Raw genomic sequence first — 13,044 nt, forward strand, 5'->3', positions numbered from 1 at the left:
ACCCCAGCCATCATCAATCAGGAAGAGGAGCTTTGCAGGTCGGGGAATATACATGCGCGGGATTATAACGGGCTACGGTAGCTGAAAAAAGCGCCTTTCTGACAGCGCCTTAGCTCCCGCCGCAGGCGGGCTACTGTTCACCGTGAACATGACGAACCGGACAGGGAGTATGAGCCGGGGGATCGCTGGTAATGCTGACCGTATCATCGATTGCTGGCGGCGGAGCCAGCTACTACATGGCGAAAGATAATTATTACTTTCTCGGCAGTATGGAAGCGTCCTGGATGGGGAAAGCCGCAGAGCTGTTTGGGCTGGAAGGCCCCGTGGATGCGAAGACTTTCGATGATGCCCTGGCCGGATTTTTCCCGCAGGGCGTCGATCTCTCCCGGATGTCGGGCGGTCAGAATGTTCACCGTCCGGGTTACGACCTGACGCTGTCGGCGCCCAAAAGTATTTCCGTACTGGGTGTGGTACTGGGCGACAGCCGTATTCTGGAGGCGCATCAGCGTGCTGTCGGTGTGGCCATGGGGGAAATTGAACGACTGGCCAGTACGCGTGTCATGGTCGATGGGGTCAGCCAGACAGAGATGACCGGTAAGTTGCTGGCTGCGGCTTTCCACCATGACACCTCGCGTGAACTTGATCCACAGCTGCATACGCACCTGATAGTGATGAACCTGACGGAGTACCTGGGGGAGTGGAAGACACTGTCCAGCGATAAGGTCGGCAACAGCGGGTTTATCGAGAACGTCTATGCCCTGCAGGTGGCGTTGGGCAAAATCTACCGTAACGAACTGCGTCAGGCCGTGGAGGAGATGGGATTCCGGACCGTGGTGACTGGCAAAAACGACCTGTGGGAAATCGAGGGTGTCCCGGTTGAGATATTTTCACAGCGTACGCAACAAATCCGGGAGGCCGTTGGTGATGGTGCTTCCCTGAAATCCCGTGACGTGGCGGCGCTGGATACGCGTAAGGCCAAACAGAAAGATCCCGACCGGGTAGAACTGCTGACCGACTGGATGAACCGTCTGGAGCAGGAAGGATTCGATATCGGCGCGTTTCGTCAGGAAGCTGAAGCCCGTCTGAAGACTATGGACAGTGACAGAGCAGTACGCCCGGAGACGACCCCGGACGATGTCCGTCAGGCGGTAAGCCTGGCGATTTCTCAGCTCAGTGAAAAACGCACCCGCTTTACCTATTCCGATGTACTGAACCGGACACTGAACAGTCTCGATGCGCGGGAGCAGATTGCGGTGATGGCGCGTTCGGCCATTGAGTCGGCGATTGAGAGCCAGCAGCTGATACCGCTGGACCGGGAGAAAGGTCTGTTTACCTCCTCGATTCATCTGCTGGACGAACTGAGCCTGCAGCAGCTGGCCGGGGAGATGAAATCCACCGTGGTGATATCCGGTGGTGCCCTGGCCCGGTCTTCTTCGTCTGTGCCGGTGATGCAGCAGATTGAGGCCGACCGCCCGGCACTGGCGATTGTCAGCCAGCCCGGAGACGCGGGCGGTATGCGCGAATCGGTGCTGGCCGGGGTGCAGCTGGCGCAGTCACAGGGACGGGACGTGGTGGTGCTGGCCACCGACCGCAGCAGCGAGCGCTGGTTGGCAGAGCAGCCAGGTCTGGCGGATAACGTAGTGACCCTGAAGGGTTTGTCAGAGGCCCCGTTACCGGAGAACAGTACGCTGATTGTGGCCGGGGCGGAGAAGCTCTCCGTCCGTGATGCGCTGACGGTCACCGACCAGGCGCTTCGCGCGCAGTCGCAGCTTCTGCTGATGGACAGCGGCGGGCGCAGCGGGACCGGTAATGCCCTGCAGACGCTGGAGGCGGCCGGGGTGACCCGCTATCGGACGGAAACGGAACGTACCGTGGTCATCAGTGTGGTCAGTGAGCCGGACAAGCGGCAGCGCTATGCGGCTCTGGCCCGGGATTATGTGGCGATGGTGAGCCAGGGAGAGAATGTGGTGGCCCAGGTCAGCGGCGAGCGTGAACAGCGGGCGCTGACGGCAGAACTGCGTGATTCATTGCATGAGAAGGGGCTGCTGGGTGGTAAAACGGCATCCATCGACACGCTGGTTCCGCAGTGGCTGGACAGCAAGAACCGACGCCAGCTGGATACGTACCGGGAAGGGATGGTGCTTGAACAACGCCCTCCGGACAGCCGGGCATCTCAGCGCTATACCATTGACCGCGTCAGTGCGGAGACCCGCACAGTGATGCTGGTCGGGGAGGATGGCCAGCGCCACGGCGTGAAACTCAGTCAGGTGGACAGCAGCTGGAGCCTGTACCGGTCACAGACCGTAGATATTGCCGAAGGTGAAAAGCTGACCTGGCTGGCGCAGCAGGGCAAACAGCGCGCCGGTGACAGTGTCACAGTCACCGCCGTGCGAAAGAACAGCCTGGTGGTGGAGCAGGCCGGGCAGACGCGCGTTATTCGTACGGATAAACCGCTGAAGGCCGGATACGGTTACGTCACCTCGCCTGGAAAACGCGTCAGCGAGCAGGGCACGGTGCTGGCAGCGGTCTCCGGCCGGGATTCCGGGGCGACGATGCTCAATACCCTGGCCCGCAGCGGCGAACACATACAGCTGTATACCCCGCTGGCGAACGATGAAGCTGAGCGCCGGTTGTCCCGCTCACCGCTGTACCGTACCGCGCAGGCGCAGGTGAACCCGCAGAACGGTGAGCTGGCTGAAGTGCTGTCGGCGGCGCAGGATGCGCTGATGAGTCCGGCTGAGAAAGCGGTGCGTCAGGCGGTGACGCTGACTCAGGGGAGTGAGGTGGTGTTCAGCCGCCCCGACGTACTGGCGAATGCGCTGCCGTTGCATGCCTCCCTGCGCAAGGACGATGTGGACCGCGAACTGGCCCGCCAGGTGCAGACCGGTGAACTTATCCCGGTGCCGGGGCCAAAAGGTATCGCGCAGCAGCTGTATGTGACGGCCGCGAGTTATGAGGCGGAGAAGCGTGTCATTCGCCTGGTGGTGGAAGGACTGGATACGCAGTCACCGCTGTTGCGTCACGCCGACCCGGCGTTGTTTGCCGGACTGACTGCCGGACAGCAGCAGGCCTCCGGCCTGATACTGGAGAGCACCGACCGCTTCATCGGGATACAGGGCTATGCCGGTGTGGGGAAAACCACCCAGCTGAAAACCGTCCTGGCGGCGCTGAAGACCCTGCCGGCAGACCAGCGCCCGGAGGTTATCGGTCTGGCCCCGACCCACCGGGCGGTGGGTGAGATGGCCGATGTTGGCATCAAAGCGCAGACGCAGGCGGGCTTCCTGATGGATGTGGAGCGCCGCATTCAGGGCGGCGAACGGCCGGACTTCAGCCGGACCCTGTTCCTGGTGGATGAGAGCTCGATGGTGGGAAACCGGGATATGGCCGACGCGATGGGCCATATTGCCGCCGGCGGTGGTCGTGCGGTACTGAGCGGTGACCGGGACCAGCTGCTGTCGGTGGAAAACGGTGCGCCCTTCACATTGCTGCAGGAACGCAGTCCGTTAGATACCGCCATCATGCAGGATATTGTGCGTCAGAGTCCGGCGCTGAGGCCGGCCATTGAATCCGTCATTGCCCGTCAGGTCCCGGCGGCACTGGATACCATCCGCAGCGTGATGCCGGATACGGTCCCCCGGATGCCGGGGCGCAGGTCTCCGACGCAATCTGTGGTGGAAATCCGCCAGACCGCGGAGCAGAAAGAACAGACCGGTGACCGGGTGATACAGGCTATCGTCGATGACTTCACCGGTCGTAGCGCAGAAGCACGCGACAATACGCTGATTGTCACCCAGACCAACGCCGACAAGAACGCCATCAATACCGCCATCCACGCTCAACTGCAGGAGCGCGGTGAGCTTGGTCGGGAGGTCACGATTACCGTGCTGGAACGGGTGAAAACACAGACGGAGCGGCTGAAGTCGGTGGTGGGGATGGCTGCGCAACACGGCAATATCGCGCTGATTAACGACCGCTATTATACCATCCGGGCCGGGAAGGACAGCCGCCAGAACGGTTATGTCGAGCTGGTTGATGACACAGGTCAGGCACAGGCGCTGTCGGCCTTTGAGAGCAGTCTGCGGGATATCGCGGTGTTTAAGCCTCGCGAGATAGACATTTCGGTCGGGGAGAAGGTCAGTTTCTCCCGTTCTGACCGTGAGCGCGGGCGCGAAGCGAACAGCAACTGGACCGTCACCGGCGTGACAAAAGAGGGTGAGTTGCAGCTGGCTCAGGGGGAAGAGGTACGGACCCTGAATCCGAATGCCGACCTGGCCGACCGTCATCTGGACTATGGCTATGCCGGGACAGCGCACAAGGCTCAGGGGGCCAGTGCATTGTATGTCATCGTGCTTGCCGGCGTGGACGGTGGGCGCCAGGCACTGGCCTCTCTGCGCGATGCGTATGTCGGCCTGTCGCGTGTAAAAGCGCATGTACAGGTCTATACCGACAATCTGGGTAAGTGGCTGAAGAAGGTCTCTCAGCCTGCAGAGCGGCAGACGGCCCACGATGTGTTGCTGGCCGACGATGACCGTCAGGCAGCGACCTCACAGCAGCTATGGGAAAAGGCCACGCCGTTGTCTGCCAGCGCTCTGGGTCGGGCACTGGCAACACAATTACCGGAGGCGGGCGAAGCCCGCTTTATCCACGGCAGCCGGAAATATCCGGCACCGCATGTGGCGCTGCCTGTGCACGATGCCAGCGGCGTACAGCGGGCAGTATTGTTGCGGGAGGTGCAGCTCGATGGTGATGGGCGGTTGCGGGGTTTAAGTGATAACGCCCGCCTGCTCGGCAGTGAAGATGCCACACTGGTGATATTCCGGCAAAGTGAAACCGGCCTGACCCGTCAGGCCACGGACCTGGCAGAGGCCCGACAGCTGGGGCTGCAGCATCCCGGCGACGGTATTGTGCTCGTCAATGGTGAATCACCCGCAGATGCCATCATGAAGCGTCTGAGTGGTGGTCTGGTCATGCCGGACAGCGCCAGTGCTGATATCTCTCATCACCCGGCCAGCAACTCAGCCGACACGCCGGACCCGGTGAGCCTCAAAACGCCGGAAGAGCAGCGGATGGAGAAAGCACTGGCAGAAGAGGCCCGACGCCAGCAGAATCCGGAGGCCGTCCCGCATTTGCCTGGTGACGCCGGCCGCCCGGATGCCCTGCAACAGGCGGAGTGCGCGGGATCCCGTGCGCTGCAGCGTGAGGCTGAACAGTCCCGGCAGCAGGAGCAGGCCGGGCTGAGCCAGGTCATGCAGCAGGACCGTCAACAGGCGCGGCAGCGAGAAAGCGTGACCGACCAGCTTCACCGGGTTGAGCGCGAGATAGTGAAAGAGAAGGAAATCGGTGAGTAAGCGAACCCTGTCGCGCAATATCAATGCCGTCAGCGTCGGTCCTGTGGAATACTTCGCCTGTCAGTCACTCCCGAACTATCAACACACTACTGGAGTCAGCCTGTGAATGATGACAAAACCCGTCCGCTCCTGAGCCTGAAGCGTAAGGCCCCGTCAGCAGACACGTCCGTAGCTGCCAGCGAGGTGGGGGCGGACATCACGGTTTCCCGGTGGAAAACGGTGGTGGTGAACACCGGGCCGAAACGCAATAAAAAGCCGCTGGCGGATGACCGACCGCCCGCTCCCCGGATGCCTCAGCCGGGCAACGTGCAACCCAAAAAGACAAAGGAAAAAAAGCAGCCTGCGCCCCCACCCCAAAAGGCGGTGAAGGTGACACCCTCGTCCCCGAAGAAAAATACGCGGCCGGTCGTTTGCCACGACTGATGTGTCCGGCGGATGCCGTGCAGACGCTGAGTACACACTGGCCGGGTCTGTTCGCTGGCGGTCGGCTGTGCCCGCTGGCTACAGGGGTAATGGAACAGCTCTTTGCCGATGCAGAACGCCGGGGGCTGCCGTTGTCGCATAAAGTAATACGCCGTAGCCTGAAAACGGTGACGCGGACGGCTCCGTTGAATCACTCATTCCGCCTGAGCGTGAACGCGCAGCCACGGCAAAGCTTGCGTGGGAGGGCAGACAAACTGAAGAAACAGGCGGCAAAGGCCGTCACCTGGACTGAAAATAAGGAACCCTGATATGTTAACAGTAAAGCGCACCGCACTGGCGGTGCTGATGACCAGCGCTCTGTTGTCCGGTATGGCAAATGCGGCGGAGAAAGCCACACCTGTCTTTACTCCGGAGCAGGAGGCCCGCATTGGTGAAATCGCGAAGGACTATCTGATTGCTCATCCTGAGATACTGGTTGAGGTCAGTCAGAAACTGCAGGCACAGCAGCAGGAAAAGCAGCAGCAGGCGATGAAGGCTGCCGTGATTCAGCATCAGGCCGCGTTGCTGAACGATAAAGGCACGCCGTCATATGGTCCCGCGGATGCGAAAGTGACGGTCGTCGAGTTCTTTGATTACCAGTGCATCTACTGTGCCCGCCTGGCACCGGAGCTGGAGAAGGTGATAAAGGCCAACCCGGGCGTACGATTCGTGTTTAAGGAATTCCCGATATTTGGCCAGCGCTGGCCGGCGTCGCTGAGCGCGGCGAAAACCGGGCTGCAGGTCTGGAAGCAGAAGGGGGCCGATGCTTACCTTCACTATCACAACGCGATTTACGCCACTGGTCACAACGAGGGCAAGCTGACCGATGCTGATATCAGCGCGGCCGCAAAAGCCGTGAAGCTTGATGTGAAAACCGCGCCGGATGTTCAGGGCTCGCTTGCGGGTATCGGTGCACTGGCACAGCAGCTGGGCTTCAGCGGCACGCCAGCCCTGGTGGTCATGCCGTCCAGTGGTGCCAGCGTGGACAATGTAACCGTTATCCCTGGCTTCACTGACGGCGTAACTCTGAACGCCGCTATCCAGAAAGCTGCAGGCGGTATTCGCTGATTTTCACCCTGGTGGTGGTCTTCCTGACCACCGCCCAGTGACGTCCGTCGTCGCGACGAGCTCCGCTGCCCCCCCTCAGCACCAACCTGAATCCGACCGAACCATTACTCTTCATGCCAGAGCAGACTAACGCACTGACACGGCAGCCGGGACTAAGGGGCACGCCGGCGCGGGTGATTATTCCTGCGAAGGAGGCCACTGACGTAAATACCACGGTGATACCGGGCGTGACCGGCCAGGGGAGCATTCAGACGGCTATAGCCCGAACGGCCGGAATAAAGCTCACGGAACACTAACGGTGACGGAGAGGGATGAAAAAACCTCTCCGTACCTTGTGGAAGTTCGGAGAGGCGGACAGTGGTACGACACGAAGTTGTTATTATGAACGCGCAGGAACTATACAAAAGCATAGCTCTGATGTAAATGTATTCAGACGCTACCTGAATGAGCCTGGTGTACTTCTGTCAAAGGGCGTCCTACTCCGGCTACCAGTTACCGGCGTATTCCGGACAATGTCGCCCGATGCGGGTTATCGACTGTTTTAACGGGAAAGGTAATTGTATACGCTGTGCTCCGGATACGCGGAAGCGAACCGACAGGCGCATATCTCTGCTGTTGTATTTGCTGCATAAGGATCTGGCATATGAAAATGATGCCGTTGCGTAATCAATAAAAGGAAGAGAGCAGATGGTAAAAAAACAACGGCAGCAGCCGTTAAGCGAGCGGGAACTCAACCGGTTGGATCGCTTTCTTGAAAGCGTCGGGCCGTCAGCGATGAATATTGAAATGATGGATGGTTTTCTGGCTGCCTTAATTTGCTGCCCGGAAACAATACTGCCTGGCCAGACGCTGCCTTTCATTCTGGGAGAGGATTACGTTTTTAGAAATGAAAAAGTGGCGAGGGATATCATCGGGTTGATTATCCGGCACTGGAACACGATAGCGGATGCTCTGGCCGACTCTCTGAAGAGAGATGAGGTGTATCCTCCGGTATTTTTTGAAGATGATAACGGTGTGGCCAGCGGAAACGACTGGGCACATGGTTTTGTGCAGGGCATGCAGTTGTTTCCCGGGTACTGGCAGGCGCTGATCAACAGTGACGAACATCTCCGTTATTTGATGCCGGTGATGATGCTGCATCATGAGCATGACCCGGACCTGGATGTTCGCCCTCCGGCTATCTCCGGGGAGATGCGTGCGGATTTGCTTCAGGATATCGCGGTCAGTCTGACCTTTTTATACCGTTACTTTACCGTTTTCAGGCAGGAAGGTATCCCGGCTTTTTCCCGTCCGGAGCGAGGGCGTGTATCCAGGAAAACCGGCAGAAATGATCCTTGTCCGTGTGGCAGCGGGCGGAAGTACAAACATTGTTGTGCCGGTGATGTCCCTGTCCTGCACTGAACAAATGCCGGTGCCAGCCTGTTTTTCTGAAAGCCCCCACATCAATGAAACGATTGAGCTCGCTTTCGGTTATGTAGCTAACTGTAAACCTGAAAAAAAACCTCTCCGTGCCCGTATGTTCACCGGAGAGGTGGTCAGAGACCCAACACAAAGGAAGGATTTACTGCACCAAGGTATAGTTATTGTATGAATATATCCAGGTGTGATTTATGACGGATCTGCTGCCCGCATCCCGTTTCTATTAGGTTATGGCCATCAGCCATTTAGCCGGGCGGTCGATCGTTTGAGCCAGGAGAGCGTTCTTATGGGGCGTGGCGTGCCCGCTCTGGCGCAGGCTTACCCTGAACACGGGTAGTCGCGCCGGGTGGGCGGAACAGACGGGTCTCCACGTACTGACAGATTTTCTTTCTGAAAGTTTTATTGCTACCAGCACAGACACCATTCCAGATGCATCAGTTCTTTAGTCGGGCGTTGCTGATTAAAGACGGTCAAACAATTCCACTCCATTTTTGTCGCGCGGAACGCGGAACAGAAGCACATTGCTTCCCCGGTCGGGAGCTGTGTCACCACCTTCGCTGCGCTCAGTTTATCAACGCCGGAAGCGGATAAAAGCACGTTTTACCCGCTTCCGGCGTCCCTGTGAAAAATTAAAAGGAATCAATATGATGTTATTTCCATGCGGAAAACTGGTCAGAGCCAGCTTTCTTTGTCTTCCCCTGCTTTCTTCTCTGCCCTTCCCCGCTGACGCGGGGATATCGACGGCTCCGAATATTCAGGTGGGCTTTTCTCCTGAAGGGACAGGTCGCTTTCTGGTGCTGAATACCATCGGTTCCGCACAGCAAAGTATCCGGATGATGGCCTATTCCTTCACCGATCCGGACGTGATGAAAGCGCTTATTGCCGCGCATCAGCGGGGCGTGGATGTAAAAATCGTTATCGACGAGAAAGGCAACCGCAACAGGGTCAGCATCGCGGCAATGAATCTGATTGTGAATGCTGGTATTCCGCTGAGGACAAGCAGCCGTTTCCCTGTTCAGCACGATAAGATTTTAATTGTTGATAATCATACCGTTGAGTCAGGCAGCTATAACTTCAGCAGAGCAGGAGCGAGAAAAAATTCGGAGAACGTGGTGGTGATGCGCTTTGTGCCAGCCATCGCCAGCCAGTATCTGTCTCACTGGCAGTTCCGCTGGGAAATGGGAGCGGACTGGCAATCGACCTACTAATAACGGCGTACAGGTGGCCTCTCACTGAGAGGGGGGGATCCGTGCGCCAACACAGATCACCTTTTCGATAAAAGTTAAGTCGCTGATTTAACGATTCTGTAGTACTCTCTGCGGGACGATCCTTTTTTTGATCCTTGGGGAGGCAGATATGTCGCAAGCCGTAAATGCAGCAACTTCCTCATCGAAAGAAAAACGTGCCTATCGCAAAGGTAATCCAATGTCAGCGACAGAAAGACAGTTGGCCGCGATTGCACGTAAACGTGAAACTCATAAAGAAGTGAATGTATTTATCCGAAACCCGATGAAAGATCAGCTTTTGCAATTATGCGAGCAAGAGGGGTTAACTCAGGGGGAAATGATAGAAAAACTCATTCAGATTGAGACTGAACGTCGCAGGGAAAAAATGTGAACCTTTCACATTCTTGCCTGTTAAGCCGGTGAGTGTTAGATTACTGATCGTTTGAGAGAATTCTTGGTGAGCCACGCCGCAAGGTGGCAGGGAACTGGTTCTGATGAGGTGCTTTTACCCGGAGCCAGAAAAAACGAAACCCCGATAATCTTTATCAACTTGGCGGAAGAGAAGATTAATCGGGGCCTACCTAAAACTGCATAGAAGCTGTTGCTCTATGCAGGGAGTATATGCGCATGCTCAGAAAACTGCAATACCTTCTGTGCGCTTTACTCCTTCCGTGCAACATAAGCGCAGGAAGGGGTGGCTAATCAGATCGTTAATCTGCGGGCGAGTCCCGCCCCTCAGTATCACCCTTCCCGACGTGGCGAAGCGAATCGTCTGCGCAAAGGATTGTCCAAAACCCACCGAAATCACCAGCCTGCGTTTACGGGTAATGGCCCGCGTGGCATGGCTTCGAAGGTTGTGGCTCGTCTGCGCAACCATGACTGGAATCGTAATACTGCGCTTATCGCCCTGCGCCAGCGGGGTTACACTCCGTGGTCGCGCATGTTTGACAAAACTTTCCAGCCGGCACCGATGCGGGTCTCCACCCGGCAGGAAAGCCGGGAGGCACTGACGGCGTTGTCGCTTACGCTTGCGGCTAACTGTGACTGCAATCCGGACAGCGAGTACATGTTCGAGGTGATGATGCCGGTTGAGGAGCTGGCCCGTCGCATGGGGGTGCTGCACCGCTATGATAACGGCCGGCAGGCCTATGACGTCCTGCTCCATGCGCTGCGAGTGATGGAGGAGCTGGAGTATCTTGTTGTGCACCGCGCCCGGGATACGGACTCCGGACAGTTCAAACCGATGCGTATTTTTCTGACGGAGACGTTCTTCACGTCCCGGGGTATCGGCGTGGAAGAAATCCGTCACTGGTTGCATCAGTACCGCCAGTGGGCTATCGCCCGGGGCCTGACGCAGTCGCTGCGTGAGCGTCACCTGCTGAAGATGGCCAGAATGGGCATCGACATTGAGCGGAGCCACTCCCTGCGAAACCGGCTGCGCCAGATAAAGCGCCAGGTGGTGAGTCCGGACCTGGCGGCGGAGAAACGGCAGGTGATGGACAGCCTCGGTTCTCAGCTGGAAAATCTTGAGCGCAGAATCAAAAAATCAGCAACACCGTCTTCCGGCGGCCGTCACTGGCAGGCCTGGGTTCGCTGGTCCACTGGCCCTGAAGCGCCGATGTACCGCGTACGCGAACTTGAGCAGGCGGTGCAGCAGGCTCACCCTGAGCTGAAGGTCAGTGACCCAGAGCAGTACTACCGGCGACTCCTCGAGAAAGCCGGAGCACTCTAACTCCCAACATCCCACACTATGCCCATTTTAAAATGCACCGCGTCCGCGCGGGGATGCCCCCTGCCTGTCATTCAGAAAATTGCACACAAACCCGCCACTTTATCCCTCTCACGCACCTCTCAGCCGGTATCCGGACCCATTCCATACACCGGGGTATTCATCACACACACCTGAAGAACAGTCTTTGTCACATTAACTTCGAACCCTGATGTCATAACGTCATTAACTTCGAAAACCCATCCGTAAAAGCAATTAAATTCGAACGTTATTTCTGAACTAAACAAGCCCTTCAGAAAGGGGGTAATCTTCGTGTCAGACAAACTGACACTCGAAGGTAGCCCCCCTCGCTTCGCTCGGGGAAGATATCGCGGCTGCCCCATGTACACAAAGAAACAGTATTCGCGGCAAGATACAGAAACTACCGAAGGTTGCTCCCGTCGCTGTGCGACGGCCCCCACGGCAATCCCGTATCTTTAGTTACAACACTCAGCATCCAGTTCCGGAAAACCAGCCTCGTGCCCGGCTGAAATCTCATCATCTTCCCCACCACTGAAAAGCGAGGCCGCCCCGGCCCGAAGGGCCGGAACAACGTCGCTTTTAATGATGGATGTTGTAACTAGATTCTGAGTCGCTGTAAGTAGTGTCGCTGAACGTATTAAGTAACACGCCCGTAAGCGGCCCTCACGGCCCGCTAACGCGGAGATACGCCCCGACTGCGGCTACGCCTTGTCGAGACCACTCCGACAGCGCACAAAAACTTCTGTATCGCTTTGAGTAGGTTTTGGTCTGGCAGGGGAAGGGATGGATTGGTGGAATCTATCAATAAAGTAACCGGCTGCGCCGGGTCCCGGTGCCATTAACCTGGGGTAGACTATTCGACTTCTGAGGGCACCTCCATGCCGCTTTGCGGCATTCAAAAACCAGACGCGGGAAACCTTTTCGGTCGCTAACACACTAAATACTTAATAGCTACCTTTCCTTAACCTCCCTTTGCATTTCCTCTCATCCGGAGCCAAATATGACCCTCATTAATTCTGCCCGTACTTCTGACTCTACTGTTGTTCGCACGGACAGTGACCGTACTCCCGCCTTTTCACCACATATCGTTCGCCGGCCCGTTCAGAGGCCGGTGTCTTCTGACTCCTCAGAGCCATTCCGTACAGAGCAGAATCAGATCATATCGGATACCTCTACCCAGCATATTCTGACCAGACAGAGAGACGGTAAACTGAAATTTGAGCACGTCAGTCAGGTGAACCTCCCTGTGTATGCCCTGCAGCCCGGTGAAAAGGATAATGTGATAGTTGGGGACTGGCCCCTGACACAGGGTGAGAAAGAAGGTGTTTTCAATGTCCGCTCCCGCAAAACCGACCAGAACAACGGAGATCCAGTGGAAGCCTCACGACGATACATTGTCCGCTGGCACGACTTTCCGGTCGAGGAGACATGGCCGAAGACGCTAACGCATCCAGGTTATCCGCCCATGAAAGTTATTCCTGATACCACGGGAGGGGGCTGGACCGTGGAGCCGAACCTGTTTCTGCGTGATATGGCTGAAAGCTTTTATCAGCATACGAAACCGCTGTCCGGGGCGGGACTGGACCGCACTACCGGAATTATGCGCCAGGGAGATGACCTTTTTGTCCGGATTGAACCGCCCCGGTTTTCCGGGAGAGTGTTTTGTCTGTGAACTCAGGCTGCCAGATCCTTATTCCCGATGGAAGCGTACCAGGCCTTTTCCGCTTCTGCCGGTGGGATATGACCCAGCCGTTCCAGTAACCGTTTGTTG

At 57.3% G+C, this 13,044-nt stretch carries 10 protein-coding genes; all 10 read left to right on the plus strand.

Going from position 1 to position 13,044, the window contains the following annotated elements; genetic code table 11:
* The first annotated feature begins 191 nt into the window (after positions 1-191).
* The 10 genes from traI to VGM55_RS26575 all read left to right on the plus strand — a co-directional run bounded on the left by traI (position 192) and on the right by VGM55_RS26575 (position 12,945).
* Positions 192-5,348: a conjugative transfer relaxase/helicase TraI gene (traI, locus tag VGM55_RS26525; protein WP_331637240.1), complete on the plus strand. Its 5,157-nt coding sequence runs from the start codon at positions 192-194 to the stop codon at positions 5,346-5,348.
* A gap of 102 nt (positions 5,349-5,450) precedes the next feature.
* Entirely contained in the window at positions 5,451-5,771 is a 321-nt protein-coding gene (locus VGM55_RS26530) for a hypothetical protein (RefSeq protein WP_331637241.1), read from the plus strand.
* The gene (locus VGM55_RS26535) at positions 5,771-6,079 is read left to right on the plus strand and encodes a ProQ/FINO family protein (protein ID WP_331637247.1); all 309 of its coding nucleotides are present in this window, start codon (positions 5,771-5,773) and stop codon (positions 6,077-6,079) included. The genes VGM55_RS26530 and VGM55_RS26535 overlap by 1 nt, the downstream gene beginning before the upstream one ends.
* Before the next feature lies 1 nt (position 6,080).
* On the plus strand, positions 6,081-6,878 hold the full coding sequence (locus VGM55_RS26540) for a DsbA family protein (protein ID WP_331637242.1): 798 nt from the start codon (positions 6,081-6,083) through the stop codon (positions 6,876-6,878).
* Positions 6,879-7,565: 687 nt separating this feature from the next.
* Complete coding sequence (locus VGM55_RS26545; RefSeq protein ID WP_331637243.1) at positions 7,566-8,279, plus strand: UPF0149 family protein; 714 nt, start codon at positions 7,566-7,568, stop codon at positions 8,277-8,279.
* Positions 8,280-8,944: 665 nt separating this feature from the next.
* Positions 8,945-9,505 (plus strand): phospholipase D family protein, encoded by a 561-nt coding sequence (locus VGM55_RS26550; RefSeq protein WP_331637248.1) that lies wholly within the window; start codon positions 8,945-8,947, stop codon positions 9,503-9,505.
* A gap of 148 nt (positions 9,506-9,653) precedes the next feature.
* A complete protein-coding gene (locus VGM55_RS26555) occupies positions 9,654-9,914 on the plus strand; it encodes a replication regulatory protein RepA (protein ID WP_331637244.1) in 261 nt (86 codons plus the stop codon).
* 236 nt (positions 9,915-10,150) lie between these two features.
* Positions 10,151-10,225, plus strand: coding sequence for a RepA leader peptide Tap (tap, locus tag VGM55_RS26565; protein ID WP_331637249.1), 75 nt, complete (start codon positions 10,151-10,153; stop codon positions 10,223-10,225).
* A complete protein-coding gene (locus tag VGM55_RS26570; protein WP_331637245.1) occupies positions 10,218-11,255 on the plus strand; it encodes a Replication protein in 1,038 nt (345 codons plus the stop codon). Before tap ends, VGM55_RS26570 begins: the two co-directional genes overlap by 8 nt.
* A 1,018-nt stretch (positions 11,256-12,273) precedes the next feature.
* On the plus strand, positions 12,274-12,945 hold the full coding sequence (locus VGM55_RS26575; RefSeq protein ID WP_331637246.1) for a hypothetical protein: 672 nt from the start codon (positions 12,274-12,276) through the stop codon (positions 12,943-12,945).
* Positions 12,946-13,044: the final 99 nt, after the last annotated feature.

It is taken from the genome of Cedecea sp. (genome assembly GCF_036500665.1).
GTDB lineage: Bacteria > Pseudomonadota > Gammaproteobacteria > Enterobacterales > Enterobacteriaceae > Cedecea.